This window comes from Burkholderia arboris, from assembly GCF_038723655.1.
GTDB classification, from domain to species: Bacteria; Pseudomonadota; Gammaproteobacteria; order Burkholderiales; family Burkholderiaceae; genus Burkholderia; species Burkholderia arboris.
Genome location: NZ_CP109822.1, coordinates 32,218 through 57,799, shown reverse-complemented (window position 1 = coordinate 57,799; position 25,582 = coordinate 32,218). Strand labels below are relative to the sequence as shown.

Below are 25,582 nucleotides of genomic sequence, written 5' to 3'. Positions count from 1 at the left end.
CGGGATGGTACCCGGTGCGTGTGAAGCCGCCCACATCACTTCAGGAACACGTATCGCGCGAAGTACGGAAAGCGGCCGACCGCATGCTCGGTCGTGCACGTCGCGGCCGGCGGCGTGCCGCCCGCCGTGTCGAGCCGCTGCACGAAGCGCACGCCGGCGAGCGTGCCCGTGGCGGCTGGCGTTGCGGCAAGCAGCAGTTGCGGAATGCTGGCCGGGCGCGTGCTCGGCGCTTCCGCGAGTTTCTTGCCGGTAATGCGGCTGCCGTCGAGCGCTTCCCACGACGGCCCCGCGCCGTGCCGCACGACGAGCGTGCCGTTGGCATCGAACAGCAGCGCCTCCGGGTGCTGGAAGGCCCACGCGAGCCGGTGTTCGGCGTCGTATTCGCACGTGTAGACCTGCACGCCGCTCGCGGCGGTCGCCAGTACCGGCGTGGCCGGCGCTGGCGGCGTCAGGCCGGCAGCCTCGTCGGCCCGCGCAGGCGCGCTGAATGCCGCCAGGGAAAGACCGGCCGCAAGGGCCAGCAGCATGTTGCGTGTCGGGGAGCGGCGTGGCATGGCGGGGCGTCCTTTCAGGTCGGGTGACGGTCGTGCTCGTGCGGAGTCGATCCCGTCAACGTTAGACGCCGATTGCGCGAGCTGCAATTCGGAAATGACAATCGCGGCGATAGCGGCCGCGATTGTCGGGGGGCGGATGCGCGATCAGCGGATCGCGACCGGGTTGATGTTGACCTGTGTGGAGCCGACGTACAGCGGCTGGCCGAGCACGAACAGGAATTCCCACGCCTTGTCGCGCACCAGCGCGCGGCTGTCGATCAGCTCCAGGTTGTAGATGCCGCGCTTCGCGAGCATGTACTGGTTGATCGGGAACTCGTCCTGCGTGTGCGGATTCGGATAAACCTCCGACGCCCACGTGTCGCCGCCGAACGCGACGATTCCCTGGTCGGCCAGCCACTGCGCGGCTTCCATGCCGATGCCGGGCTCGACTTCGAGGAACCGCTTGTTGTCCTTGCCGATCAGCTCCAGCCAGCCGGTGTTGAACAGCACGACGTCGCCTTTGCGCAGCGTCAGCCCCTGCTTCTTCAGCACGGCCTGGATGTCGGCGACCGTGAACTCGGTGCCGCCCGGCACGATCGGCTTGCCGTAGTAGGCGGTCATGTCGAGCACGACGCCGCGCGTGACGATCGGCGGCACCTTCTCGACGCCGAGCTTCTTCACGCCGTCGACGGTCACGAAATCGGCCGCCTTGTTGCCGTTGTAGTACACGTTGTCGATGCCGATGTGACCGATGCCGTTGAGCTGCGTGCCGACGCCGGTCCACGCGTTGACGAGTTCGTCGTTGAACGTGAACTTGTTCGGGCCGAGGCTCTTGCCGGCCTGCTGGCCGACCTGCACGTTGTACAGGCGGAAGCTGCGGTGGCGGAATGCCGGCAGGTTCTTGTCCACCGGCACGGCCAGCGGATAGGTCTTGCCGGCCTTCACGAGGCCGACGGCCTGCTTGATGACGTCGGGCGTCAGCAGGTTGGCCGCGCCGATTTCGTCGTTCGCGCCATAGACGGACGGATACCAGTCGGCCGCCGCTGCGGACGGGGCGGCGTGGGCCGCCTGTGCGGCCGCGAACGGCAGGATCGCGGCGAGCGCGAGCCGGGCGAGTGTTGCTTTCATGCTGGACTCCAGTGATCCGTTCAGGCCGCGGCTTGCGCGAGCGTCGGATAGTCGGTCAGGCCCTGGGCGCCGCCGCCGAACAGCGTGTTGCGGTCATGCGGCGTGAGCGTGGCGCCGGTGCGCAGGCGCTCGGGCAGGTCGGGATTCGCGACGAACGGGCGGCCGAAGGCGACGAGGTCGGCCCAGCCGGCGGCGATCGCTTCGCGCGCGCGCTCGGCGGTGTACGCGCCGGCATAGATCAGCACGCCCGGGTACGCGGCGCGCAGTTGCTGCTTGAAGGCGACCGGCATCAGCGGTGCGTCGTCCCAGTCGGCTTCCGCGATGTGCAGGTAGCCGACGCCGAGTTCGCCGAGCAGCTTCGCGGCGGCGAGATAGGTCGTTTCCGGATCGTCGTCGACGCAGCCGTTCAGCGTGGTCAGCGGCGCGAGGCGGATGCCGACGCGCGATGCGTCGCCGGTGCCGTCGATCAGCGCCTGCGTGACTTCGCGCAGGAAGCGCAGCCGGTTCTCCAGCGAGCCGCCGTATGCGTCGGTGCGCGTGTTTGCGTTCGAATCGATGAACTGGTTCACGAGGTAACCATTCGCGCCGTGCAGTTCGACGCCGTCGAAGCCGGCTTCGATCGCATGGCGTGCGGCGGCGCGGTATTGATCGACGATCTCGCGGATCTCGTCGACGGACAGTGCGCGCGGCTCGGACGCCTGCACGAAGCCCGGCGTGCTGCCGTCTTCACCGGCGACGAACACGTTCACGCCCTTCGCCTGGATCGGCGACGACGATACGGGCTGCGCGCCGCCGAGCAGGCTCGTGTGGCTCAACCGGCCGACGTGCCACAGCTGCGCGAAGATCCGGCCGTGCGCGGCATGCACGGCGTCCGTCACCTTGCGCCAGCCGGCGACCTGCGCCGGCGTGTGAATGCCGGGCGTCCATGCGTAGCCCTTGCCGAGCGGCGCGATGTAGGTGCCTTCGCTGACGATCAGGCCCGCACTCGCGCGCTGCGCGTAATACGCGGCCATCAGTTCGTTGGCTTCGTCGCCGGGCTGGCTGGCGCGCGAACGCGTCATCGGCGGCATCACGATGCGGTTCGGCAGCGTCAGCGCGCCGAGTCGCAACGGTTGAAAAAGCGGGTCCTGGATCATGGTGGTGTCCTGTCGGTGCCGCGGCCGGCTGGCCGCGGACGGGTCGATTGAGGGGGCAGGGCTAGCGCAAGCCCGCTATTCGCGGGAACAGGCCCTAGTCCCACTTCGGCGCGAGGCCGGCCGGGTCGACTTCGCGGCCGTTGCGCTCGAGCGCGGCGATGTGCGCCATGTCTTCGTCGGTCAGGCGCAGCGTCTGTGCGAGCAGGTTGCTTGCAAGGTTTTCGCGCTTCGTCGACGACGGGATCACCGAGTAGCCGAGCTGCAGCGCCCAGGCGAGTGCGACTTGCGCGGGCGTCGCGTTGTGACGCTGCGCGATCGCGCCGATCACCGGGTCGCCGAGCACCTTGCCGTACGCGAGCGTCATGTACGACGTCACGTGGATGCCTTCGTGGTTCAGGAACTCGACGAGCTTGCGGTTCTGCAGGTACGGGCTCAGTTCGATCTGGTTCGTCGCGATCGCATCCTTGCCGACGGCCGCAATCGCTTCCTTCGTCAGTTCGATGTTGAAGTTCGAGATGCCGATCTGGCGCGTGAGGCCCTTCGCTTTCGCTTCGGCGAGTGCGGTCATGAATGCCTGGATCGACACGCCGTTGCCCGGGGCCGGCCAGTGGATCAGCGTCAGGTCGACGGTGTCGGTACGCAGCTTGCGCAGGCTTTCTTCGAGGCTCGCGACCAGCTTTTCCGGTGCGTAGTTGTCGACCCAGATCTTCGTGGTCAGGAACAGGTCTTCACGACGCACGCCCGATGCGGCGATCGCTTCGCCGACTTCGGCTTCGTTGCCGTAGATCTGCGCGGTGTCGATCGCGCGGTAGCCGGCTTCGAGGCCGTTGCGGACCGAGTCGATGACAACCTGGCCTTGCAGGCGGAAAGTACCGAGGCCGAATGCGGGAATCTTGCTCATCATGTGCTCCTGGGAGGGGGAACGGTTGCGGTATGGGAGTCATTCTGGCGCTTGAGACTGATGAAATAAACGCCTTTAGAGGTCAATAATATTTGATTTAAAATCAAATATTGATCGTGCCGCGGGCCTGCCGAAGACCGTCGCCGGCCTTATGCGGCGCGCGTTTGCGCGTTCGTCTTCGGATGGAATGCGGGCAGCACGTCCGATGCGATCTCGGCCATCGTCTCGTCGAGCGGGCGGCGGTTGCGGCGCAAATGCAGGCCGATGTGCTGCACGCCCGCGTCGCGCATCGCCGCGAGTTCTTCCGTCAGCGCGAGGCGGCCCGCGCGGGCGCCGAAGCGGTGCCGCTGCAGCGGCTCGTGCGGATCTTCCGCGAGGTCGAGGTGGATGAAGCTCACGTACGGCTTGCCGCCGGCCACCGCGCGCCAGTTCGCGCTGCGCTGCGCATGGTCGGCCGGCGTACCCGGATATGCGAGGCAGCCGTCCATGTGCTCGCCGATCCATGCGGGCGTCTGCTGGGCGAGACCCGCGACGAGCAGCGGCACCGGCGAACGGGCAGCCGGCAGCACGTCGAGGCCGGGCGGCAGGTGGCCGCGCGCGCCGTCGCGCAGCAGTGCGATCTGGGCGCGGAAATTCGCGCCGCGCGACGCGAAGTCGCGGCCGAACAGCGGATATTCGACCGGCCGGTCGCCGCTCGCGACGCCGAGCATCAGGCGCCCGCCGCTCAGTTCCTGGATCGTCGCGGCCGATTTCAGCGTCAGCAGCGGCTCGCGCAGCGGCAGCACGACGGCGGCCGTACCGAGCAGGATGTCGTGCGTGATGCCGGCGAGGTAGCCGAGATACGAGAACGTTTCGAACACTTGCGCGGCGTCGCCGAACGACGGGTCGTACACGGGCACGTCGCGTACCCAGAGTGCGCGGAAGCCGAGCGTGTCGGCCAGTTGCGCAAGCTCCGCGTGGATCTCCAGGTCGGGCACGCCGGGGCGGCGGCCCTGATGCTGGCGCTTCGCGTCGCCGGCCGGCGACCAGTCGTTGTCGAGCGGCAGTTCGATGCCGACGCTGAAGCCGCCGTCGGCGAGTTTGTCGAGTGAAGTGGGCATGTCGGGCTCCGTTCAGACCGCGCGCAGGCTGCCTTCGAGGCGATGGAAATCGAGCGACGACGCGGTGAAGAACGTGCGCGACGTGCCGGCGGCGAAATCGTCGATGTGCACGACCGTCGCGCGGTCGGCTTCCTGCCACGAGATCGCGTAGGTCTCGCCGGCGATGCGCTGCCACGCGTATTCGACTTCACCCTGCGCGCCCGTGTACGGGCCTGCGGTGATCTCGTAGCGCATGTGGAGGCCGTCCTCGTCGTACGCGTTGAGTGCGGTGAGGCCGTCGTAACGGACTTCGAAAGTCTTGCCGGCGAACGGCGGACGTTGGGTCGATGCGTTCATGCTGATGAGCTCCTGCAAAAAAGTGACGTTCAATGAGCGAGTTCGACGGGTTCGGCCGTGCGTTCCGGCAGCCCGTGGCGGCGGTCGAGACGGCCGCCCAGTGCGGTGAGCGCGAACGCGCCCAGCGTGACGACGGCAGCGATCCAGGGCGTGTGGCCGAGGCCGACGTTCGCGACGATCAGGCCGCCGAGCGACGAGCCGCCGGCCACGCCGAGGTTGAAGGCGGCGATGTTGAAGCCCGAGGCGACGTCGGTGGCGTCCGGCGCGAAGTGGCGCGCCTGCTTGACGACGTACACCTGCAGGCCCGGCACGTTGCCGAACGCGACGGCGCCCCACGCGAGCATCGTCAGCACCGCGAGCCATTTCACGTGGATCGTGAAGGTCAGCGCGAGCAGCACGATCGCGAGCAGCAGGAAGATCCGCTTGAGCGCCTTCACCGGGCCGACGGCGTCCGCGAGCTTGCCGCCCCACACGTTGCCGAACGCGACCGACACGCCGTAGCCGACGAGCACGAGGCTGACCTGCGACGGCGTGAAGCCGGCGATCTGTTCGAGCAGCGGCGCCATGTACGTGAACGCGATCAGCGAACCGCCGTAGCCGACGGCCGTCATCGCGAAGACGAGCAGCAGGCGCGGCTGGGCGAGTACGCGCAGCTGGCGGGCGAGCGGCGCCGGCGGCGTCTGCGGCAGCCCGCGCGGCACGAAGGCGACTGCGCCGAGGAAAGCGACGAGGCCGAACAGCGCGACGATGAGGAACGTCGCGCGCCAGCCGAAGTGCTGGCCGATGAAGGTGCCGAGCGGAATGCCGGCGACGAACGCGACGGTCATCCCGCTGAACATCGTCGCGATCGCGCTGGCGGCCTTGTCCTTCGGCACGAGCGTCGTCGCGATGATCGAGCCGACCGAGAAGAACACGCCGTGCGCGAGGCCGGTGAGGACGCGCGCGACGATCAGCGATTCGTAGCTCGGCGCCTGCCAGGCGACGAGGTTGCCGACGGTGAAGAGCGCCATCAGCCCGGCGAGCAGCGTCTTGCGCGGCACGCGGCCGGTGAGCGCGGTGAGCAGCGGCGCGCCGATGGCGACGCTCAGCGCATAGAGGCTGACGAGCAGGCCGGCCGACGGCAGGCTGACGCCGAGATCGGCGCCGATCGTCGGGATCAGCCCGACGATCACGAATTCGGTCGTGCCGATGGCAAAGGCGCTGATGGTCAGCGCAAGCAGGGCGAGTGGCATGATGGGATCCAGGTTCCAGTAAGGATGGATCGCAGTGTGCCGACTTTACTTTTGCGGAAAAACTGGTCTATAAACCAAATTGTTTTGATTTCAAGTCAACAATGAAGATCACGCTCGACGAACTCCAGGCCTTTGCCGCCGTGGTCGACACCGGTTCGATTACCGCTGCCGCCCAGCAGCTCGACCTCACCGTGTCGGCGACGAGCCGCACGCTCGCGCGGCTCGAGGAGAAGCTGAAGACCACGCTGCTGCGCCGGACCACGCGCCGGCTCGAACTGACCGAGGAGGGGCGTGCGTTCCTGCAGGATGCGCGCGCGATCATCGAATCGGTCGAGAACGCGGAAGAACAGATGCTCGCGCGGCGCGAGATGCCGTCGGGGCGCCTGCGTGTCGACGCCGCGACGCCGTTCATGCTGCACGTGATCGTGCCGCTCGTGCGCGGCTATCGCGAACGCTTTCCGAAGGTCGAGCTGGAACTGAACAGCAACGAGGGCATCATCGACCTGCTGGAGCGGCGCACCGACGTCGCGATCCGGATCGGCCGGTTGAAGGATTCGACGCTGCACAGCCGGCGTATCGGCAACAGCCGGCTGCGCATCCTCGCGAGCCCCGCGTATCTCGACGCGCACGGCCAGCCGCGCAAGGCCGAGGATCTCGACAAGCACACGCTGCTCGGCTTCACGCAGCCCGAATCGCTGAACGTGTGGCCGATCCTCGGCACCGACGGCGAAGCGTGCCGCATCGGGCCGGACGTCTGTTCGTCGAGCGGCGAGACGCTGCGGCAGCTCGCGCTGGAGGGTGCGGGCGTCGTCTGCCTGTCGGATTTCATGACCGCGCAGGATCGCGAAGCGGGCCGGCTCGTGCAGGTGCTCGCGCGCCAGACGCTCGAGGTCGAGCAGCCGATCCATGCGGTGTACTACCGCAATACCGCGATCTCGTCGCGGATCGCGTCGTTCGTCGACTACATGATCGAGGTGCTGGGCGGCAGCAGCAGCGATGCGCCGGCGCGGCGCAAGGCCGCGTGGCTGGAGCCGCTGTAGCAGCGGGCTCGCCGGGAAGACGGGGCGGGCGCCGCCCCGGGTGATCGGGCGTGCCGCGCGGGCGGCACGCCGTCGTGCAGCAGCCGTTACGCCTCTTCCGCCCAGGACATCCCGTCGCGCGCGAGCAGCGCCGACGATGCCGCGGGCCCGAACGTGCCGGCCGTGTACAGCCGCGGCCGGTCGCCGAGCTGCTTCCAGCCGTCGAGGATCGGCTCGACCCACGACCATGCGGCTTCGAGCTCGTCGCGGCGCATGAAGTGCGTGAGGCGGCCGCGGATCACGTCGATCAGCAGCCGTTCGTACGCTTCCGCGCGCCGCTCCGGAATCGCCTGCTGCAGGTCGAGGTTCAGGTTGACCGGCACCATGTTCATCCCGCTGCCCGGTTCCTTCGCGAGCATCTGCAGCTGGATCGACTCTTCCGGCTGGAGCTGGATCACGAGGCGGTTGCTGTAGTGGCGCGGGCCGGTCGGGATGATCGAGAACGGCATGTCCGCGAACTCGATCACGATTTCCGACTGCCGGCGCTGCAGCCGCTTGCCCGTGCGCAGGAAGAACGGCACGTTCGCCCAGCGCCAGTTGTTGATGTGCGCGCGCAGCGCGACGAAGGTCTCCGCGCGGCTGTCGGCCGGCACGTTGTCTTCCTCGAGATAGCCTTTCACCGGCTGGCCGTCGACCGCGCCGGCCGTGTACTGGCCGCGCACGGTGTCGCGCGCGACGTCGGACAGCGACATCGGGCGCAGCGAGCGCAGCACCTTCAGCTTCTCGTCGCGCACCGCGTCCGGGTCGAGCGACACGGGCGGCTCCATCGCGACGATGCACAGCAGCTGCAGCAGGTGGTTCTGCACCATGTCGCGCAGCGCGCCCGTATGGTCGTAGAAGCCCGCGCGGCTGCCGACGCCCACCGTTTCCGCCACCGTGATCTGCACGCTGCGGATGCTCGGCGCCTGCCACAGCGGCCCGAAGATCGGGTTGCCGAAGCGCAGGACCATCAGGTTCTGCACGGTTTCCTTGCCGAGGTAGTGGTCGATCCGATAGATCTGCGATTCCTCGAAGTGCTTGCCGACCGCATTGTTGATCGCCTTCGCGGACGCGAGATCGTGGCCCAGCGGCTTTTCGAGGACGACGCGCGAGCGCGCGTCGACGAGGTGCGCGGCCGACAGGTTGTCGCAGATCGTCGTGAACAGCTCCGGCGACGTCGACAGGTAGAACACGCGGATCGCATCGCCGCGCGCCGCTTCGGCGAGCCGCAGGTAGTCTTCCGGCGCATTCACGTCGATCAGCACGTACTTGAAGAGATCGAGGAAGCGGCTCCACGCATCGGCGTCGAACGCCTTCTCGTCGATGAACGGGCGCGACTGCTCTTCCATGAACGTGCGATAGCCGTCGATGCCCCAGTCGCGGCGGCCGACGGCGATGATGCGCGTCTCGGGCGGAAGGTTGCAGTGCAGGTGCGCCATGTACAGCGCGGGCAACAGCTTGCGGGCGGCCAGGTCGCCGCCGCCGCCGAAAATGATCATGTCGACGGGCCGGTCGGCCGCGGTCTGGGTAGGCTGATTCGTCATGGGAGGTTCGCGGTTTGAAACGGTGAACGTGAAACGAACGTCGAGGGCATCGGGCCAGGTTGCGCCGCCGCCGGTACGGCAAAACCCTAATAGTGCACCGTTTTGATGGATTGCGTATGCGTTCGGCCAGATGTAACAGCGCTTGCCTTTCACATGATCGCCTGATTATGATTGAGCGCTCACTCATTAAAGGAATCGAACGTGGCCCGACCGCGCAGTCCCGACAAGCACGATGCCATCCTCGCCGCCGCCGCCCGCGCGCTCGCGGAGGACGGCGCGACTGCGACGACCGCACGCATCGCCCGGCTCGCCGGCGTGGCGGAAGGCACGGTGTTCACGTACTTCGAGACCAAGGATGCGTTGCTGAACGCGCTGTATCTCAGCCTGAAGGCCGACATGCGCGAAGCGATGATGGCCGGGTTTCCGGAACACGCGCCGGTCGAGCAGGCCGTGCGGCATGCGTGGAACGGCTATGTGTCGTGGGGCGCCGCGAATCCGGACGGGCGGCGCGCGCTGCAGCAGCTCGGCGTGAGCGGGCGCATCGACGATGCGCATCGCGCGGCCGGCGCCGAAGGCTTCAGCGGGATCAGCACGCTGCTGCGCGAGCAGGTCGCCGCGACGGGCGCGCTGGACCGCGACGACGCGCATGCGTTCTGCTCGGCATTGTTCATGTCGATCGCGGAAACGGCGATGGAGTCGATCGCGCGCGATCCGGCGCGGGCCGATGCGTACCGGGAAGCCGGGTTTCGCGCGTTGTGGGCCGTGTTGCACGCGGTGTGAGTCAAGGATTGCGGTCGTGGCGGCGCGTGCGGTTGCGCGCGTCGCGACAGTGGCCGGCAGCGGGTGTCAGGCAGGGCGATGCAGGTCATGAACGACCGAATCGTCGTCCATATTAATGAGTGAGTAATCATTCATTTTTGTGATTTCACCACGATCAAGGAGTGGAAAATGTCGAAAGTCTGGTTGGTAACGGGGGCCGCGCGCGGCCTGGGGCGAGCGATTTCGGAAGCGGTGCTGGCGGCAGGCGACCGGCTGGTGGCCGGTGCACGCGATCCCGCACGGCTGGCCGATCTGGCCGAGCGGTACGGCGACCGGCTGCTGCCGGTCGCGCTCGACGTCACCGACGAAGCGGCGGCCGCGCAGGCCGTCGCGGCGGCACATGCGGCGTTCGGCCGTATCGACGTGCTGGTGAACAACGCGGGATACGGCCACACGGCGCCGTTCGAGCAGATGGGCACCGGCGATTTTCGCGATCAGATCGAAACGAACCTGTTCGGCGTGATCAACCTTACGCGTGCGGTGCTGCCGACGCTGCGCGCGCAGCGCGCGGGGCACATCTTCCAGGTGTCGTCGGTCGGCGGCCGCACGTCGACGGCCGGGCTGTCCGCGTATCAGGCCGCGAAGTGGGCGGTCGGCGGGTTCAGCGACGTGCTCGCGAAGGAAGTCGCGCCGTTCGGCGTGCGCGTGTGCACGCTCGAGCCGGGCGGGATGCGCACCGAATGGGCCGCGCAGGCGAAGCGCGGCGTCGACGACTTGCTGCCCGACTATCAGCCGTCGGTCGGGAAGATTCTCGACCTGCTCGGTGCGTATGGCGGCCACGAGATCGGCGATCCCGCGCGGATCGCGGCGCTGATCGTCGACTTGTCACGCCGCGACGACGTGCCGATGCGCTTGCTGCTCGGCGGCGATGCACTGTTCGTCTGCGAGCAGGCGGAACAGCAGCGCGCGGAAGAAGCGGCGCGGTGGCGCGATGCGACGCTGTCGACGCAGTTTCCGGATGCGAAGCTGCCGGGCGGGCTGGATGCGCTGAAGGACATCGGGTAAGCGTGGCAGCCCGGATCGCACGGAAGGCCGGCGCGGCGATGTGCGCCGGCCTTCCGTCCCGATGGCGTCACGGTTTCCGCTGCCGGGCGCTCAGCGGCCCAGCGCGTAAAACTCGGCGTTGGGCCGCATGTTCGTCACGTTCGCGATGCGGTTGGACATCCCGAAGAACGCCGAGATTGCCGTAATGTCCCAGATGTCTTCTTCGGCGAAGCCGTGCGACTTCAGCGTGTCGAAGTCCGTCTCGCCCACCTGGTGCGCGGCCTGCGAAACCTTCATCGCGAAGTCCAGCATCGCCTTCTGCCGCGCGGTGATGTCGGCCTTGCGGTAGTTGGCGGCGACCTGGTCGGCGATCAGCGGATCCTTCGCGCGAATGCGCAGGATCGCCCCGTGCGCGATCACGCAGTACTGGCACTGGTTCACGCTGCTGGTGGCCACGACGATCATTTCGCGCTCGGCCTTGCTGAGATTGCCCGGCTTGTCCATCAGCGCGTCGTGGTACGCCATGAAGGCGCGGAACTCGTCCGGGCGATGCGCGAGGGTGAGGAACACGTTCGGGATGAAGCCCGACTTTTCCTGGACGGCCGCGATGCGTTCGCGAATGTCGTCGGGCAGGTCTTCGAGGGCCGGCACCGGGAAGCGGCTGACGGGTGCGTTGTCCGAAACAGTCATGAGGTCTCCTGAGAAAGTGACATGGCCGCCGTGGCGGGCGTCACGCGTTGACGTCGACGACGATGCGGCCGCGCACCTTGCCGTCGATCAGTTCCGCCGCCAGCGGGATGGCATCGGCCAGGCCGACCTGGCGGCCGATGGCGCCCAGCTTTTCGACATCGAGATCGGATGCGAGCCGGCGCCATGCGTCCAGGCGGTCGGCGCGCGGGCACATCACGCTGTCGATGCCGACGAGCGTGACGCCGCGCAGGATGAAAGGTGCGACGGTGGCGGGGAAGTCCATGCCGGCGGCGAGGCCGCAGGCCGTCACCACACCGCGATAGCGCGTGGTCGCGCACACGTTGGCGAGCACATGGCCGCCCGCGACGTCGACCGCGCCGGCCCAGCGTTCCTTGCCGAGCGGCTTGCCGGGCGCGCTGAATTGCGCGCGCTCGAGGATCTCCGCCGCACCGAGCTGCCGCAGGTAGTCGGCATCGGCCGGGCGGCCCGTCACGGCGGCGACGCGATAGCCGAGCCGCGCGAGGATCGCGATGGCGACGCTGCCGACACCGCCAGCCGCGCCGGTCACGACGATCTCGCCGTCGTCCGGGCGCACGCCATGCCGTTCCAGCGCCATCACGCACAGCATCGCGGTGTAGCCGGCCGTGCCGATGGCCATCGCCTGCTGCGGCGAAAAGGCAGACGGCAGCGGCACCAGCCAGTCGCCGTCGACACGCGCCTTCTGCGCGAGGCCGCCCCAGTGCGTTTCGCCGACGCCCCAGCCGTTGAGCACGACGCGGTCGCCGGGGCGGTAGTCCGGGTGCGTGCTGTGTTCGACTTCGCCGACCAGATCGATGCCCGGCACCATCGGGAACTTGCGCACCACCGGGATCCTGCCGGTGATCGCGAGCCCGTCCTTGTAGTTCAGCGTCGAATAGCCGACGCGGATCGTCACGTTGCCGGCAGGCAACTGCGCGTCGTCCAGCGTCTGCAGCCGCGCGTGCTGGCCGGTTTCGTCCTTGTCGATCACGATGCCCTGGAACATCCGTCCTCCTTTTTAGACCGATCGTCTAGTCAATGGTAAAAAAACTCAGCGGCGAGGCAATCCATTGAAGAAAAACTGCGCGAACAGCGCGAGCGGCATGTCGTTGCGTTCGAGCTTCGCGCGCAGCACCGCGCCTTCCCAGCCGATCCAGAAGAACGCGGCCAGCGCGGCAGGGTCGGCCGATTCGGCCAGTTCGCCTGCCTGCTGCGCGGCGGCCAGGCATTCGGCCAGGCGGCGCTGCCAGTCTTCGAACGTGGCGCGCAGACGCGCGCGGAAACTTTCGGGCAGCGTGCCCATTTCCTGCCCGAGATTGCCGATCAGGCAGCCGCGGCTGTACGCGTAGCGGGCCATGGCGTCGCGGGCATCGTCGACGAAGGCACGCACGCGCGCCAGCGGCGCGTGCCCGGCCTGGCTGAAATGGCGGTCCAGCTTGCGGGCGAAGAACTCCGCGTAGCGGTCGATCAGCGCCAGGCCGAACGCTTCCTTGCTGTCGAAGTAGTGATAGAAGGAGCCCTTGGGCACGCCGGCGCGCCCGAGGATCTCGTCGAGCCCGGTGGCCGAAAAGCCTTTTTCGGTGAGGATCTCCAGCCCGGTGCGCAACAGCACGTCACGCGTGGCGACGAGATCGTCGTGCTGCTTGGGCGGCCTGCCGCGGCGACGCGGCGGATCGGTTCGAGTGTCCATGCGCGAATAATAGACCGTTCGTCTCAAAAATCAATGGCCGACATGCCGATCGCGTCGGGCGAGGTCGGTCCGGCAACTGTTGCCCGTATTAACCCTGATTAAAAAATCTTATCGCGGTGAAAAATTCCGCATCTTATTGAACCGATATCGGCTCGATATAGTGGCTCGCTTTCCCGCACGCGCCTTCGGCGTGCGCAGACAAACGGCAGGAGCCCCTTGATGACCACCGATACCCGATTCACCGAAGTCGAGGATCTGATGCCCGCCGTCGGCGGGCTGCGCGAGATCCGTCACCACATCCACCACCATCCCGAGCTGGCGTACGAAGAGCACGACACGGCCGCGCTCGTCGCGGACAAGCTCGAGCAATGGGGCTGGCAGGTGACGCGCGGGGTCGGCAAGACGGGCGTCGTCGGCACGCTGCGCGTGGGCGACGGCACGCGCAGTATCGGCATTCGCGCCGACATGGATGCGCTGCCGATCGTCGAGGCGACCGGCCTGCCGTATGCGAGCGGCACGCACGGCAAGATGCACGCGTGCGGCCACGACGGCCATACGACGATGCTGCTCGGCGCCGCGCAGCATCTCGCGAAAACGCGCCACTTCTCGGGCACCGTGCACCTGTATTTCCAGCCGGCGGAAGAGCACGGCGTCGACAGCGGCGCGAAGAAGATGATCGACGACGGCCTGTTCGAACGCTTCCCGTGCGACGCCGTGTTCGGCATGCACAACCATCCGGGCGCGGCGCCCGGCGTGTTCCTCACGCGGCGCGGCCCGTTCATGTCGGCCGGCGACAAGGCGATCATCACGATCGAAGGCGTCGGCGGCCATGCGGCGCGGCCGCATTTGACGGTCGACCCGGTCGTCGTCACGGCGAGCATCGTGATGGCGCTGCAGACGATCGTCGCGCGCAACGTCGATCCCTCGCAGCCGGCGGTCGTCACGGTCGGCTCGATGCACGCGGGCACCGCGAACAACGTGATTCCGAACGGCGCGCGCCTCGAACTGAGCGTGCGTTCGTTCAGCCCGGACGTGCGCGCGCTGCTCAAGCGCCGCATTACCGAGCTGGCCGAAACGCAGGCCGCGAGCTACGGCGCGACCGCCAATGTCGAGTACATCGAAGGCTATCCGGTCGTCGTCAATACGGATGCCGAAACGGATTTCGCCGCGCAGGTCGCGCGCGAGCTCGTCGGCGATGCGCACGTGGTCGAGCAGACCGACCTGCTGATGGGCAGCGAGGATTTCGCATTCATGCTGCAGCAGCGGCCGGGCTCGTTCGTGCGGCTCGGCAACGGCGAAGGCGAGGACGGCTGCATGGTGCACAACCCGAAATACGACTTCAACGATCGCAACCTGCCGATCGGCGCGGCGTTCTGGACGCGCCTCGTGGAGCGTTACCTCGGGCAGTGATCGTGGCGGTGGCGCGCGGCCGGCGCTTCCGGCCGCAATGAGAGGAGACGACAACGATGCAGAAAGACCATCTCGCGCTGCACCCCGCGTCGACGGGGGCCGCCGCAACCAGCGCCCCGGACGCGCCTGCCGTCACGCGGCGCGGTGCGATCGCCGCGGCCGTGATCGGCAACTGGCTGGAGTTCTTCGATTTCACCGTGTACGGGTTCTTCGCGGTGCTGATCGGCAAGCTGTTCTTCCCGTCGAGCGACGCGACCACGTCGCTGCTGCTGTCGGTCGCGACGTTCGCCGCCGGCTTCTTCACGCGGCCGCTCGGCAGCGTCGTGCTCGGCGTCTATGCGGACCGCAAGGGACGCAAGGCCGCGCTGAACCTGACGATCATGCTGATGGCGCTCGGCACGGGCCTGATCGCGATCGCGCCGACCTATGCGCAGGTCGGCGTGGCCGCACCGTTGCTCGTCGTGTTCGCGCGGCTGCTGCAGGGCTTCTCGCAGGGCGGCGAATTCGGCGCGGCGACGACGACGCTGCTCGAACAGGGCGGCACGTCGCGCCGCGCGTTCCGTGCCAGCTGGCAGCTCGCGACGCAGGGCGGCGCCGCGCTGATGGGCTCGGGCTTCGCGGCGCTGCTGTCGAACACCATGACGAAGGATGCGCTCGAAAGCTGGGGTTGGCGGCTGCCGTTCCTCGTCGGCGTGCTGATCGCGCCGGTCGGTATGTACCTGCGCCGCCGGCTCGCGAACGACGCGCCCGGCGAAAGCCATCACGGGATCGAGCGCGGCGTGCTGCACGAGCTGTTCTCGAAGCACGCGCGCACGGTGTTGCTGCTGATGCTCACGGTGATGGGCGGCACGGTGTCGACCTACGTCCTGACGTTCTACATGCCGACCTACGCGATCCATACGCTCGGGCTGCCGATGAAGCTGTCGATGTTCGTCGGCGTCGCGTCGGGCTGCGTGATGCTGGTCACGTGCCCGCTGTTCGGCTGGCTGTCGGACACGCTCGGCAGCCGGCGCCTGCCGATCTTCGTCGGCCGCGGCGTGCTGGTCCTGCTGCTGTTCCCGGCGTTCTGGCTGATGAACCATCATCCGACGCTGTCGGTGATCCTGCCGCTGACCGCACTGATGCTGCTGTTCTATTCGCTCGGCTCGGCGTCGGAAATGGCGCTGATGTGCGAATCGCTGCCGCGCCACGTGCGGGCGACCGGCATCTCGATCGCGTATGCGCTCGCGGTGACGATCTTCGGCGGCACCGCGCAGTTGATCGCGACCTGGCTCGTGAAGACGACCGGCAGCAAGCTCGCGCCGGCCGGCTACGTGGCCGCGTGCGTGGTGCTGTCGCTGATCGCGGTCGCGATGCTGCGCGAGACGGCCCAGGAGTCGCTGGACTGACGCGTGATGCGGGCGGCGGGGCGCGCTCGTGCGCTTACCGCCCGCGCACCATCCTCAGGTACGACGCGAGCATCGTCGCGAGTTCCTGCGCGGCCGGCGTCAGCGGCACGGCCGCGCGTTGCAGCAGGCAAATGTCCTGCGATTCGGCCTGCTCGCGCACGGGCACCTTCGCGAGCGCGCCGGCGTACGGCCCGTGCCGCGTGATCGCTTCGGTTTCGAGCGCGAGGGAATCGGTCTGCGTGACGATCTGCAGCGTCTCGAACATCCCTTCGACGGTGGCGAGAATCTTCGGCGGCGGCTGGCCATGTGCATCGAAGTACGCGAGCAGCCGGTTGACGACCGGGTCGGCGCTCAGGTTCGGCGAGCGGGTGGACACCCATGCGTAACCGGCCAGCTCCGCGAGCGATTGCGCGTGCATTGCCGGATGCCCGTTGCGGCAGACGACCACCGGTGCCGACGCACGCAGCGGCGTGACCGTGAGATCGGTCGTGTCGGTCTGCTTCGCGACCAGCGCGATCGCGAAATCAACCGCGCTTTCGCGCAGCCAGCCGACCATCATCCGCGACGTGCCGGTGCGCAGGTGCACGTCGACCTTGTCGAAGCGCGCGCGAAACGCGGTCAGCACGGGCGCGAACGCATCGATCAGCGGTTCGGCCACGAGGCCGAGCGTGACGGTGCCTTCGTACGCGCCGCTCAACTGACGGATTTCCCGTTCGACCTGCTCGCATTCGCCGAGGATCGAACCGGAGCGCGCGAGCAGCCGCTGGCCGACGGCCGTCGGCACGATCCCGCGATTGGTGCGCGTGAACAGCGTCGCGCCGAGCGTCGCCTCGAGGCTTTGCAGCTGCTGCGTGACGCCGCTTTGCGCGAGATCGAGCGCGCGTGCGGCGGCGCGCAGGCTGCCGTGCTCGACGACGGCCTGGAAGATGCGGAGCTGGGACAGCGTGAACGCCATGGATGAGCGCGAAGCCGGTGATCGGAAATACCGATCATGATAAGGCAGTCGATGGTTCCGGCGGCGGCGCGTGCCGCCTACGATCGCAGGCAGTCCGGCTCATGCCGTTTGCCCTGCTTCCTGCCCTCCGTCGACCATGAAACGTTGCCTCGTCCCGCTGGTTTCCCTGTGCCTTGGCCTGGCGGCCACGTCCGCGTCTGCGCTCGACGCGCACGTGGTGCGCCTCGGCATCGATCCGACCTATCCGCCGATGGATGCGAAGGCGCCCGACGGCAGCCTGAAGGGCTTCGACGTCGATCTCGGCAACGAGATCTGCCGCCGCGCGCAGTTGCGCTGCCAGTGGGTCGAGCTCGAGTTCTCCGGGATGATCCCTGCGCTGCAGGCGCGCAAGATCGACGCGATCCTGTCGTCGATGGCGATCACGGAGAAGCGCGAGAAGCAGATCCTGTTCTCGTCGAAGCTGTTCCGCTTCAAGTCGCGGCTCGTCGCGCGGCCCGAGAGCCGGCTCGGCAGCACGACCGCGTCGCTGGCCGGCAAGCGCGTCGGCGTGCAGTCGGGCACGCAGTTCGAATCGTGGGCGCTCGCGCACTGGGCGCCGGCCGGCGTCAGCGTGGTGCCGTACAAGAGCCAGGACGACGTGTTCGCCGATCTCGTGAACGGCCGGCTCGACGCGGCGCTGCTCGGCACGGTGGAAGCCGACTACGGGTTCCTGCGCCAGCCGCGCGGCAAGGGCTTCGCATTCGTCGGCGCGCCGCTCGACATGGGCGATCGCGGCGTCGGCATCGGCATGCGGCAGTCGGATACGGCGCTGAAGGCGTCGATCGACGGCGCGATCGCATCGATGCTGAAGGACGGCACGTATGACCGGATCGCGAAGCAGTACTTCGATTTCAATCCGTACGGCGACTGAGCGTCGTGCAGGCCGATTTCCCCGATTCACCCGATTCACCCGTTTTCATCCGTTCGAGACCGTCGATGCAGATTCGCACCACACCGCTCCTGTCGCCGTCGATCGGCACGCAGCGCACGCTGACGAGCTTTCATTTCGGGCCGGCCGATGCCGGCCGCAAGATCTACCTGCAGGCCGCGCTGCACGCGGACGAGACGCCCGCGATGCTCGCGGCGTTCGTGCTGAAGCAGCGTCTCGCGCAGCTCGATGCCGAAGGCCGGCTCACGGCCGAGATCGTGCTCGTGCCGGTGTCGAACCCGGTCGGCCTCAATCATCATCTGCTCGGGCAGTTCATCGGCCGCTTCGACCTGGCGAGCGGCCGCAACTTCAATCGCGGCTTCCTGCCGCTCGCGGAGATTGCCGCGCGCTCGCGCGACCGGCTCGGCGACGACGGCGAGCGCAATCGCGCGATCGTGCGCGAATGCGTCGGCGCGGCGCTCGACGATATCGCGCCGCGCACCGAATTCGATGCGCTGCAGCTTGCGCTGCTGAAGCTGTCGCACGACGCCGACGTCGTGATCGACCTGCATTGCTCGCTCGAAGCGGTGATGCATGTGTACACGAGCGATACCGCCTGGCCGGACATCGAGCCGCTCGCGCGTTATCTCGGCGCGGAAGTATCGCTGCTCGCCGAGGATTCGGGCGGGCACGCATTCGACGATGCGCATCACCTGCTGTGGTCGCGGTTGCGGCAGCATCTGCCGGAAGGCACGCCGATGGCGGCCGGCGCCGTGGCCGTGACGGTCGAGTGCCGCGGCCAGCGCGACGTGACGTATGAACATGCGCAGCGCGATGCCGGCGCGCTCGTCGACTATCTCGTCTGGCGCGGCGCGGTGCAAGGCGAACGCACGCCGCTGCCGCCGCTGGCCGCGCCGGCCACGCCGCTCGCGGGCAGCGAGCAGTTCTACGCGCCGGTGAGCGGGATTCTCGTGCACCGCGCGGCGATCGGCGCGACGATCCGCGCCGGCGATCCGCTGTTCGACATCGTCGATCCGCTGACGGATGCGATCACGACGATCTCGAGCGCGACCGACGGCGTGTTCTACATGCGCCGTGCGATCCGCTTCGTGACCGCCGGCGCACCGCTCGGCCGCGTGACGGGCACGGTGCCGGTGCGCACGGGGATGTTACTTGGGGCGTGAATGGCGCGCGCGGAACCTGACCCGTACGAAACCGGCGAGAAATGTCGGGTTCCTCAAATAATCAATCGCCGCATGATGTCGGCTTGCGCCGGGTCGGCCGATTTCCCGCAGCCGGCGAGGCGGGCTGCATTGTCGGTGGGGACAATCATGATCGGCCGCGATTCCCCGCCGCCCGCTTGCCGGCCTTGCCGCGCGCCGTTGTCCTGCCGTTGCGCCCGCCCGCGTTCGAAAACATCTTCATGTCCCGCAGGATGCCGCGCAGCAGCGTATCGGCTGCCACCCCGAGCGTGCGGCCGGCCTTGACCAGCAGCCGCGCGTTGGCTGCCTCGAGCAGCGGATGGGCGACGGGAAGGGCGACGAGTTCTCCCGCCTCCAGTTCCTGATACGCGGCGAACGCGGCGAGCAGCGTGACGCCGCTGTTGCGCTTGACGAAGTGGCGCAGCACGGCGAGCGAGTTGGTGGTGAGCGTCGGGTGGAGCTGGATGTTCTCCGCGTAGGCGAGCATCTGCACTGCCTGTCCGAGACCGAACGCCGGCGGCATCAGCGCGAGTGGATATTCGGCGAGTTCGCGTACCGCGACTGGCCGGCCCCGCACGGCGAGCGGGTGCCCGGGATGCACGAGCGCCACCACGGGCTGCGGCGCGGTGGCGACGTACTCGATATCCGGATGCGCCGGGGGATTGTAGGCGAGGCCGATATGCGCGCGGCTCTCGGCGACTTCCTGGAGCAATTTGCTGACCGGCAGGAGATCGACGGTGACGTCGAGCTTCGGATAGCGCGCGCAGAAATCGGTGAGCACCTCGTCCATCAGGCAGTCGATATAGCCTTCGCTGGTGGCGATGCGGATCTGGCCGTGTTGCAGGCCGTGCAGCGCCTGCAGGCGGTCTTCGAACAGTTCCTGCTGGGAGCGGCAGCCGTGCCAGTACTCGAGCAGGTGCGCCGCGGCTTCGGTCGGCTGCACGCCGCGAGGCTGGCGCTCGAACAACGGGGCCCCGATTTCTTCCTCGAGCAAGCGGATCTGCCGCGTGATGACGGACGGCGACGTGTTGATGCTGTCGGCCGCGCCGCGGATGGAGCCGTGCGTCAGGACTTCATGGAAATAGCGCAGGCGGCGCTGGTTCAGTTCGCGCATGGTGTCGGTCCGTTGGCCGGTGAAGTGTTGCTCGTTGAGCAACGATAACTCGCTTAGGTTGCTCTTGCGCTGCTTTTTCGTCTCCTCGACGATTCGAACGGAGTCGAACATCGATGCGGGATTTGAAGCAATACGCCCTAAAGGAGAGCGCATGTCCGCCATTCCATCCCCTCAAGCCCCGGTCGCGCCCGACAGCCCGGCGCATCAGGCCCTGTACCGCAAACTGAACTGGCGCCTGCTGCCTTTTCTGCTGCTCTGCTACACGTTCGCCTATCTCGATCGCGTGAATATCGGGTTCGCCAAGCTTTCGATGCAGAGCGACCTGGGTATTTCCGATGCGGTGTACGGGCTGGGCGCGGGCATCTTCTTTCTCGGCTATGTGCTGTTCGAGATTCCGAGCAACCTGCTGCTGCCGCGGATCGGCGCACGCAAGACCATCAGCCGGATCATGGTGCTGTGGGGCCTGACGTCGGCCGGCATGATGTTCGTCCATGACGAGACCACGTTCTACGCGATGCGCTTCCTGCTCGGTGTGTTCGAGGCCGGCTTCGCGCCCGGGATGATCTTTTACCTGACCTACTGGTATGGCCAGCGCCGCATGGCCGGCGTGATGGCGGTCGTCATGCTCGCCGGCCCGATCGGCGGCGCCTTCGGTTCGCCGCTGTCGGCATGGCTGATGACCGGGCTGGCCGGTGCCCACGGCCTGGCAGGCTGGCAGTGGATGTTCGTCGTCGAAGGCCTGCCGTGCGTGCTGTTCGGCGTGCTCGCACTCAAGGTCCTGTCCGACCGGCCGGCCGACGCGAAGTGGCTGACCGACGACGAGAAGCGGATGCTCGCCGCCGAGCTGCACACCCCCGGCGCCGGTCATCACTCGTTCGGACAGGTGTTGCGCGACCCGCGCGTGTACCTGCTGGCGTTCGCCTATTTCACGATCATCTGCGGGATCTACGCGGTGAGTTTCTGGCTGCCGTCGATCCTCAAGGCCGACGGCGTGACCGATACGATGCAGATCGGGCTGTACTCGATGATCCCGTACGTCTGCGCCGCGATCGCGATGGTCGTCATCGGCCGCCGGTCGGACCGCCGCGGCGAGCGCCGTTTCCACAGCGCGGTGCCGGCCCTGATCGGCGCGATCGCGCTGGCCGTGGCGACGACGGCCAACGGCAATCTCGTCATTTCACTGGTCGGCATGACGATCGCCACGTCGATGATCTGGGCCGCGTACACGGTGTTCTGGGCGATTCCGTCGCAATACCTGAAGGGCGACGCCGCCGCGGGCGGCATCGCGTTGATCAATACGATCGGCCTGATCGGCGGCTTCCTGAGCCCGACCATCATCGGTGCGATCCACTCGGCGACGGGCAGCATGGCAGCCGGCCTGCTGGTCATGGTCGCGCTGCTGGTCGCGGGCGCCGCGGTGCTCGTGGCGAACCGGCTTCCCGCGCCGCACGACGCATTGGCGACGGCGTGACGTCGCGCTCGCGCAAGCGTCCGCGACATCCATCGCGGTGCGGGACTGACGGCGCTTTGTGCCGGTGCATTGACTCATTACTTCCGGAGACACGTTTTTGAACACGCGCATTTTAATCGCCGGCTTTCAGCATGAAACCAATACGTTCGCGCCGTCGAAAGCCGCTTACGCGAACTTCGAGCGCGGCGAGGGCTTCCCGGCCATGGTGCGGGGCGACGACGTGCTCGCGCTGCGCGACGTCAACATTCCCGCGGGCGGATTCATCGTCGCGGCGGAACGGCGCGGCTGGACCCTGCTGCCGGTCATCTGGGCGGGCGCAAGCCCGTCGGCCCACGTGACCGAGGACGCGTTCGAGCGCATTGCCGGCGAAATCCTTGCGGCGGTTCGCAACGGAGGCTACGACGCGGTGTACCTCGACCTGCACGGCGCGATGGTCGCGGAGCATGCCGACGACGGCGAAGGCACGTTGCTGGAGCGCGTGCGCGCCGCGGTCGGCCCGGCCGTGCCGGTGGTCGCGTCGCTCGACCTGCATGCCAACGTCACCGCGAAGATGCTGCACGAGGCCGACGCGCTGGTCGCCTTCCGCACCTATCCGCATGTCGACATGGCCGAGACCGGCGAACGCGCGGCCGTGCTGCTCGAGCGCCTGCTCGTCTCGCGGGCGGCGGGCGGTCGCCCGCTGCATCGCGCGGCGCGCCGGCTGCCGTTCCTGATCCCGATCAACGGCATGTGCACGCTGCTCGAACCTTCGCGCGGCATGTATGCGCAGCTCGCGGCGCTGGAAACCGGGGCCGTGGCGTCGTTGTCGTTTGCGCCGGGTTTTCCGGCGGCCGATTTTCCGGAATGCGGCCCGGTCATCTGGGGTTACGGCGACGACGCCGTGTCGGCCGAGGCAGCCGTGCAGGCGCTCTACGATAGGATGCTGGCGGACGAGGCCGCGTGGCAGGTGCCGTTCCTGTCGCCCGATGCCGCCGTGCTCGAAGCGATGCGGCTTGCCGAGGGGGCCGGCAAGCCGGTCGTCATCGCCGATACGCAGGACAACCCCGGCGCGGGCGGCGACTCGAACACGACGGGCATGCTGCGGGCGTTGCTGCGCAACGGCGCACGCGATGCGGCGATCGGCCTGATCTGGGATCCGGCGGCCGCGGCGGCGGCCCATCGCGCCGGGGTCGGTGCGTTCATCGAGGTGGCGCTCGGCGGTGTCTCCGGCGTGCCCGGCGACGAGCCGTACCACGCGCGTTTCGAGGTCGTGAACCTGTCCGACGGCATCTGCCGGTATGACGGCCCGATGATGAACGGCATGCGCGCGGATATCGGGCCGGTTGCCTGCCTGCGGATCGACGGCGTGCTGATCGTGGTGAGCAGCGGCAAGGCGCAGATGCTCGACCGCAATCTCTATCGCGTGGGCGGCGTCGAGCCGGAAGCGATGCGCATCCTCGTCAACAAAAGCTCCGTGCACTTTCGCGCCGATTTCCAGGGCATCGCCCACGCGGTGCTCGTTGCCGCGGCGCCGGGCCCGATGACAGCCGATCCGGCCGAGTTGCCATGGACCCGGCTGGCTCCGGGCATCCGGATGAAGCCGGCAGGAGCGGCATTCACCGGCAACGGTTGAAGCGCGGCACGCCGTCGACGCGTGGCCGGGCGGGCGCGATGTGCGCACCCGGCCACGTCGCTCAACCGCGCCGTGCAACCAGCTCCGATACCGTCTGCGCGGCCTGCTGCAGCGGCCCGAGAAACTCCTTCACCATCTGCTTCGCGGTATGCCGCTGCGCGTTGCCGCTGATGTTCATCGCCGCGATGATCTGCCCGCGCCGGTTGCGGATCGGCGCGGACAGCGACATCAGGCCCACTTCGAGTTCCTGGTCGACCACGGCCCAGCCCTGCTGGCGCACCTGCGCGATGGTCGCCTTCAGCTCGCCGAGATCCGTGATCGTGCGCGGCGTATGCGCGCGGATGCCGCTCTGCGCGAGCGTTTCGTCGAGCGCCGCGTCGTCGAGCGCGGACAGCAGCACGCGGCCCATCGACGTGCAGTACGCGGGCAGCCGGCTGCCGATCGACAGGTTGATCGTCATGATCTTGTGCGTCGGCACGCGCAGCACGTAGACGATCTCGGTGCGGTCGAGCACGGCCGCCGAGCAGCTTTCGTGGATCTGTGCCGACAACTGCTCCATCACCGGATCGGCGAGATTCCAGAACGGCATCGACGTGAGATACGCGAAGCCGAGCTCGAGGATCTTCGGCGTGAGCCGGAACAGCCGGCCGTCGGCTTCGACGTAGCCGAGCGTCTGCAGCGTGAGCAGGATCCGGCGCGCGCCCGCGCGCGTGAGCCCGGTGGCCGATGCAACCTCGGTGAGCGTCTGCTCGGGGCGTGCCGCGTCGAACGCGCGGATCACCGCGAGGCCGCGTGCGAACGACTGTACATAGGAGTCGCCGGGTTTCGTCTGAGTGTCTTCGGTTGTCATGAGCGCCTGGAATGTCGTGCAGCCGAGAAGATAGCGCATGGGGCCTGACACGCCAACCGCGCGGCGGACCGCGCGCTTGACAGGTCGTCCCTGCACTCCCTATGATGCGTTGAACGTTCGATACACGATCTTATGTTCGTATATAGAACATTTAAGCGCATCCCGGCGGGCAATGCAAGGGGCGCGCCCTGTTCATTTCCCAGCCTTCATGGGACCGGAGACACTGATGACCGAAGCTTTTCTGTGTGATGCGATCCGTACGCCGATCGGGCGTTACGGCGGCGCACTGTCCGGCGTGCGCGCCGACGATCTGGGCGCGGTGCCGCTCAAGGCGCTCGTCGAGCGCAACCGCGACGTCGACTGGACGGCGATCGACGACGTGATCTACGGCTGCGCGAACCAGGCCGGCGAGGACAACCGTAACGTCGCGCGCATGTCGGCGCTGCTCGCGGGCCTGCCGCAGGGCGTGCCGGGTTCGACGATCAACCGCCTGTGCGGTTCCGGGATGGATGCGGTCGGCGTGGCCGCGCGCGCGATCAAGTCGGGTGAAGCCGCGCTGATGGTTGCGGGCGGTGTCGAGAGCATGACGCGCGCGCCGTTCGTGATGGGCAAGGCCGCCAGCGCGTTCGCGCGTCAGGCCGACATTTACGATACGACGATCGGCTGGCGCTTCGTCAATCCGCTGATGAAACAGCTGCACGGCGTCGACTCGATGCCGGAGACGGCCGAGAACGTCGCGGTCGACTACAACATCAGCCGTGCGGATCAGGACCTGTTCGCACTGCGCAGCCAGCAAAAGGCCGCGCGGGCGCAGCAGGACGGCACGCTGGCCGATGAAATCGTGTCGGTCACGATTCCGCAGAAGAAGGGCGACCCGGTGGTCGTGTCGCGCGACGAACATCCGCGCGAGACGTCGCTCGAGACGCTCGCGAAGCTGAAGGGCGTCGTGCGCCCGGACGGCTCGGTGACGGCCGGCAACGCGTCGGGCGTCAACGACGGCGCCGCCGCGCTGCTGCTCGCGAACGAAGAAACCGCGAAGCGCTTCGGCCTGACGCCGCGTGCACGCGTGCTCGGGATCGCGACGGCTGGTGTGGCACCGCGCGTGATGGGCATCGGCCCGGCGCCGGCCACGCAGAAGCTGCTCGCGCGGCTCGGGATGACGATCGACCAGTTCGACGTGATCGAGCTGAACGAGGCATTCGCGTCGCAGGGCCTCGCGGTGCTGCGCATGCTGGGTGTCGCCGACGACGATCCGCGCGTGAATCCGAACGGCGGCGCGATCGCGCTCGGCCATCCGCTCGGCGCATCGGGCGCGCGTCTCGTGACGACCGCGATGTACCAGCTGCATCGCACGAACGGCCGCTTTGCGCTGTGCACGATGTGCATCGGCGTGGGTCAGGGCATCGCGATCGCGATCGAACGCGTCTGATCAGTGTGACGAGGTGAAGCGGCCGGACCTGTGCCGCTTGACTGCTGTTGCGCTTCGCAACGATGGGCGGCACGA

At 67.9% G+C, this 25,582-nt stretch carries 24 protein-coding genes; 10 read left to right on the top strand and 14 right to left on the bottom strand.

Annotated elements, in window-relative coordinates; all coding sequences use genetic code 11:
• Window positions 1–35: 35 nt before the first annotated feature.
• From OHZ10_RS17385 to OHZ10_RS17355, 7 genes are all read right to left on the bottom strand, one after another.
• The gene (locus OHZ10_RS17385) at window positions 36–554 is read right to left on the bottom strand and encodes a DUF3455 domain-containing protein (RefSeq protein WP_059238717.1); all 519 of its coding nucleotides are present in this window, start codon (window positions 552–554) and stop codon (window positions 36–38) included.
• 144 nt (window positions 555–698) lie between these two features.
• The gene (locus OHZ10_RS17380; protein ID WP_059238719.1) at window positions 699–1,661 is read right to left on the bottom strand and encodes a cyclase family protein; all 963 of its coding nucleotides are present in this window, start codon (window positions 1,659–1,661) and stop codon (window positions 699–701) included.
• A gap of 20 nt (window positions 1,662–1,681) precedes the next feature.
• A complete protein-coding gene (locus OHZ10_RS17375; protein WP_342705428.1) occupies window positions 1,682–2,797 on the bottom strand; it encodes an alkene reductase in 1,116 nt (371 codons plus the stop codon).
• A gap of 94 nt (window positions 2,798–2,891) precedes the next feature.
• Window positions 2,892–3,698, bottom strand: a complete 807-nt coding sequence (gene dkgB / locus OHZ10_RS17370; protein WP_059238723.1) for a 2,5-didehydrogluconate reductase DkgB — start codon at window positions 3,696–3,698, stop codon at window positions 2,892–2,894.
• Window positions 3,699–3,847: 149 nt separating this feature from the next.
• Entirely contained in the window at window positions 3,848–4,798 is a 951-nt protein-coding gene (locus OHZ10_RS17365) for an LLM class oxidoreductase (RefSeq protein WP_342705427.1), read from the bottom strand.
• Window positions 4,799–4,810: 12 nt separating this feature from the next.
• The gene (locus tag OHZ10_RS17360; RefSeq protein WP_059240887.1) at window positions 4,811–5,134 is read right to left on the bottom strand and encodes a MoaF-related domain-containing protein; all 324 of its coding nucleotides are present in this window, start codon (window positions 5,132–5,134) and stop codon (window positions 4,811–4,813) included.
• A gap of 29 nt (window positions 5,135–5,163) precedes the next feature.
• Window positions 5,164–6,366 (bottom strand): MFS transporter, encoded by a 1,203-nt coding sequence (locus OHZ10_RS17355; RefSeq protein WP_342705426.1) that lies wholly within the window; start codon window positions 6,364–6,366, stop codon window positions 5,164–5,166.
• A 101-nt stretch (window positions 6,367–6,467) separates the two neighbouring features.
• On the opposite strand from OHZ10_RS17355, the gene OHZ10_RS17350 reads away from it, so the two are divergent.
• Window positions 6,468–7,406 (top strand): LysR family transcriptional regulator, encoded by a 939-nt coding sequence (locus OHZ10_RS17350; RefSeq protein WP_059238730.1) that lies wholly within the window; start codon window positions 6,468–6,470, stop codon window positions 7,404–7,406.
• An 86-nt stretch (window positions 7,407–7,492) separates the two neighbouring features.
• On the opposite strand, the gene zwf is transcribed toward OHZ10_RS17350, so the two are convergent.
• Complete coding sequence (zwf, locus tag OHZ10_RS17345) at window positions 7,493–8,968, bottom strand: glucose-6-phosphate dehydrogenase (protein ID WP_059238732.1); 1,476 nt, start codon at window positions 8,966–8,968, stop codon at window positions 7,493–7,495.
• 201 nt (window positions 8,969–9,169) lie between these two features.
• Between zwf and OHZ10_RS17340 the strand changes: the two genes are divergently transcribed.
• The gene (locus OHZ10_RS17340) at window positions 9,170–9,748 is read left to right on the top strand and encodes a TetR/AcrR family transcriptional regulator (protein ID WP_174993751.1); all 579 of its coding nucleotides are present in this window, start codon (window positions 9,170–9,172) and stop codon (window positions 9,746–9,748) included.
• Window positions 9,749–9,916: 168 nt separating this feature from the next.
• The gene (locus OHZ10_RS17335) at window positions 9,917–10,792 is read left to right on the top strand and encodes an SDR family NAD(P)-dependent oxidoreductase (protein WP_059238736.1); all 876 of its coding nucleotides are present in this window, start codon (window positions 9,917–9,919) and stop codon (window positions 10,790–10,792) included.
• Window positions 10,793–10,882: 90 nt separating this feature from the next.
• On the opposite strand, the gene OHZ10_RS17330 is transcribed toward OHZ10_RS17335, so the two are convergent.
• From OHZ10_RS17330 to OHZ10_RS17320, 3 genes are read right to left on the bottom strand one after another with little or no spacing between them, the layout of a single operon-like run.
• Window positions 10,883–11,461, bottom strand: coding sequence for a peroxidase-related enzyme (locus OHZ10_RS17330; RefSeq protein ID WP_174993749.1), 579 nt, complete (start codon window positions 11,459–11,461; stop codon window positions 10,883–10,885).
• A 40-nt stretch (window positions 11,462–11,501) separates the two neighbouring features.
• Window positions 11,502–12,485, bottom strand: coding sequence for an MDR family oxidoreductase (locus tag OHZ10_RS17325; protein WP_342705425.1), 984 nt, complete (start codon window positions 12,483–12,485; stop codon window positions 11,502–11,504).
• Between the two features lie 45 nt (window positions 12,486–12,530).
• Complete coding sequence (locus OHZ10_RS17320) at window positions 12,531–13,169, bottom strand: TetR/AcrR family transcriptional regulator (protein WP_174993748.1); 639 nt, start codon at window positions 13,167–13,169, stop codon at window positions 12,531–12,533.
• 219 nt (window positions 13,170–13,388) lie between these two features.
• On the opposite strand from OHZ10_RS17320, the gene OHZ10_RS17315 reads away from it, so the two are divergent.
• The gene (locus tag OHZ10_RS17315) at window positions 13,389–14,579 is read left to right on the top strand and encodes a M20 aminoacylase family protein (RefSeq protein WP_342705424.1); all 1,191 of its coding nucleotides are present in this window, start codon (window positions 13,389–13,391) and stop codon (window positions 14,577–14,579) included.
• A 56-nt stretch (window positions 14,580–14,635) separates the two neighbouring features.
• On the top strand, window positions 14,636–15,967 hold the full coding sequence (locus tag OHZ10_RS17310; RefSeq protein ID WP_342705423.1) for an MFS transporter: 1,332 nt from the start codon (window positions 14,636–14,638) through the stop codon (window positions 15,965–15,967).
• A gap of 34 nt (window positions 15,968–16,001) precedes the next feature.
• Here the strand turns inward: OHZ10_RS17310 and OHZ10_RS17305 are convergent, their stop codons facing one another.
• Window positions 16,002–16,922 carry a LysR family transcriptional regulator gene (locus OHZ10_RS17305; RefSeq protein ID WP_059238747.1) on the bottom strand — a complete coding sequence of 307 codons (921 nt, stop codon included), beginning with the start codon at window positions 16,920–16,922 and terminating at the stop codon, window positions 16,002–16,004.
• A 136-nt stretch (window positions 16,923–17,058) separates the two neighbouring features.
• Between OHZ10_RS17305 and OHZ10_RS17300 the strand changes: the two genes are divergently transcribed.
• Window positions 17,059–17,832, top strand: coding sequence for a transporter substrate-binding domain-containing protein (locus OHZ10_RS17300; RefSeq protein WP_059238748.1), 774 nt, complete (start codon window positions 17,059–17,061; stop codon window positions 17,830–17,832).
• Window positions 17,833–17,897: 65 nt separating this feature from the next.
• Entirely contained in the window at window positions 17,898–19,013 is a 1,116-nt protein-coding gene (locus tag OHZ10_RS17295) for a succinylglutamate desuccinylase/aspartoacylase family protein (protein WP_059238749.1), read from the top strand.
• A 145-nt stretch (window positions 19,014–19,158) separates the two neighbouring features.
• On the opposite strand, the gene OHZ10_RS17290 is transcribed toward OHZ10_RS17295, so the two are convergent.
• Complete coding sequence (locus tag OHZ10_RS17290) at window positions 19,159–20,145, bottom strand: LysR family transcriptional regulator (protein ID WP_059240888.1); 987 nt, start codon at window positions 20,143–20,145, stop codon at window positions 19,159–19,161.
• A gap of 151 nt (window positions 20,146–20,296) precedes the next feature.
• Between OHZ10_RS17290 and OHZ10_RS17285 the strand changes: the two genes are divergently transcribed.
• Both OHZ10_RS17285 and OHZ10_RS17280 read left to right on the top strand, forming a co-directional pair.
• Window positions 20,297–21,616 carry an MFS transporter gene (locus OHZ10_RS17285; RefSeq protein ID WP_256087114.1) on the top strand — a complete coding sequence of 440 codons (1,320 nt, stop codon included), beginning with the start codon at window positions 20,297–20,299 and terminating at the stop codon, window positions 21,614–21,616.
• A 97-nt stretch (window positions 21,617–21,713) separates the two neighbouring features.
• Complete coding sequence (locus OHZ10_RS17280) at window positions 21,714–23,228, top strand: M81 family metallopeptidase (RefSeq protein WP_059238752.1); 1,515 nt, start codon at window positions 21,714–21,716, stop codon at window positions 23,226–23,228.
• Between the two features lie 61 nt (window positions 23,229–23,289).
• Here the strand turns inward: OHZ10_RS17280 and OHZ10_RS17275 are convergent, their stop codons facing one another.
• On the bottom strand, window positions 23,290–24,078 hold the full coding sequence (locus tag OHZ10_RS17275) for an IclR family transcriptional regulator (protein ID WP_059240889.1): 789 nt from the start codon (window positions 24,076–24,078) through the stop codon (window positions 23,290–23,292).
• Window positions 24,079–24,304: 226 nt separating this feature from the next.
• On the opposite strand from OHZ10_RS17275, the gene pcaF reads away from it, so the two are divergent.
• Entirely contained in the window at window positions 24,305–25,507 is a 1,203-nt protein-coding gene (gene pcaF, locus OHZ10_RS17270; protein ID WP_059238754.1) for a 3-oxoadipyl-CoA thiolase, read from the top strand.
• The last annotated feature ends 75 nt before the right edge of the window (window positions 25,508–25,582 follow it).

What these genes read in the sequence shown, in the direction of transcription:
- OHZ10_RS17385 (WP_059238717.1), bottom strand. Translation starts at nt 554, where the DNA reads ATGCCACGCCGCTCCCCGACACGCAACATGCTGCTGGCCCTTGCGGCC.
- OHZ10_RS17380 (WP_059238719.1), bottom strand. Translation starts at nt 1,661, where the DNA reads ATGAAAGCAACACTCGCCCGGCTCGCGCTCGCCGCGATCCTGCCGTTC.
- OHZ10_RS17375 (WP_342705428.1), bottom strand. Translation starts at nt 2,797, where the DNA reads ATGATCCAGGACCCGCTTTTTCAACCGTTGCGACTCGGCGCGCTGACG.
- dkgB (WP_059238723.1), bottom strand. Translation starts at nt 3,698, where the DNA reads ATGAGCAAGATTCCCGCATTCGGCCTCGGTACTTTCCGCCTGCAAGGC.
- OHZ10_RS17365 (WP_342705427.1), bottom strand. Translation starts at nt 4,798, where the DNA reads ATGCCCACTTCACTCGACAAACTCGCCGACGGCGGCTTCAGCGTCGGC.
- OHZ10_RS17360 (WP_059240887.1), bottom strand. Translation starts at nt 5,134, where the DNA reads ATGAACGCATCGACCCAACGTCCGCCGTTCGCCGGCAAGACTTTCGAA.
- OHZ10_RS17355 (WP_342705426.1), bottom strand. Translation starts at nt 6,366, where the DNA reads ATGCCACTCGCCCTGCTTGCGCTGACCATCAGCGCCTTTGCCATCGGC.
- OHZ10_RS17350 (WP_059238730.1), top strand. Translation starts at nt 6,468, where the DNA reads ATGAAGATCACGCTCGACGAACTCCAGGCCTTTGCCGCCGTGGTCGAC.
- zwf (WP_059238732.1), bottom strand. Translation starts at nt 8,968, where the DNA reads ATGACGAATCAGCCTACCCAGACCGCGGCCGACCGGCCCGTCGACATG.
- OHZ10_RS17335 (WP_059238736.1), top strand. Translation starts at nt 9,917, where the DNA reads ATGTCGAAAGTCTGGTTGGTAACGGGGGCCGCGCGCGGCCTGGGGCGA.
- OHZ10_RS17330 (WP_174993749.1), bottom strand. Translation starts at nt 11,461, where the DNA reads ATGACTGTTTCGGACAACGCACCCGTCAGCCGCTTCCCGGTGCCGGCC.
- OHZ10_RS17325 (WP_342705425.1), bottom strand. Translation starts at nt 12,485, where the DNA reads ATGTTCCAGGGCATCGTGATCGACAAGGACGAAACCGGCCAGCACGCG.
- OHZ10_RS17320 (WP_174993748.1), bottom strand. Translation starts at nt 13,169, where the DNA reads ATGGACACTCGAACCGATCCGCCGCGTCGCCGCGGCAGGCCGCCCAAG.
- OHZ10_RS17315 (WP_342705424.1), top strand. Translation starts at nt 13,389, where the DNA reads ATGACCACCGATACCCGATTCACCGAAGTCGAGGATCTGATGCCCGCC.
- OHZ10_RS17310 (WP_342705423.1), top strand. Translation starts at nt 14,636, where the DNA reads ATGCAGAAAGACCATCTCGCGCTGCACCCCGCGTCGACGGGGGCCGCC.
- OHZ10_RS17305 (WP_059238747.1), bottom strand. Translation starts at nt 16,922, where the DNA reads ATGGCGTTCACGCTGTCCCAGCTCCGCATCTTCCAGGCCGTCGTCGAG.
- OHZ10_RS17300 (WP_059238748.1), top strand. Translation starts at nt 17,059, where the DNA reads ATGAAACGTTGCCTCGTCCCGCTGGTTTCCCTGTGCCTTGGCCTGGCG.
- OHZ10_RS17295 (WP_059238749.1), top strand. Translation starts at nt 17,898, where the DNA reads ATGCAGATTCGCACCACACCGCTCCTGTCGCCGTCGATCGGCACGCAG.
- OHZ10_RS17290 (WP_059240888.1), bottom strand. Translation starts at nt 20,145, where the DNA reads ATGCGCGAACTGAACCAGCGCCGCCTGCGCTATTTCCATGAAGTCCTG.
- OHZ10_RS17285 (WP_256087114.1), top strand. Translation starts at nt 20,297, where the DNA reads ATGTCCGCCATTCCATCCCCTCAAGCCCCGGTCGCGCCCGACAGCCCG.
- OHZ10_RS17275 (WP_059240889.1), bottom strand. Translation starts at nt 24,078, where the DNA reads ATGACAACCGAAGACACTCAGACGAAACCCGGCGACTCCTATGTACAG.
- pcaF (WP_059238754.1), top strand. Translation starts at nt 24,305, where the DNA reads ATGACCGAAGCTTTTCTGTGTGATGCGATCCGTACGCCGATCGGGCGT.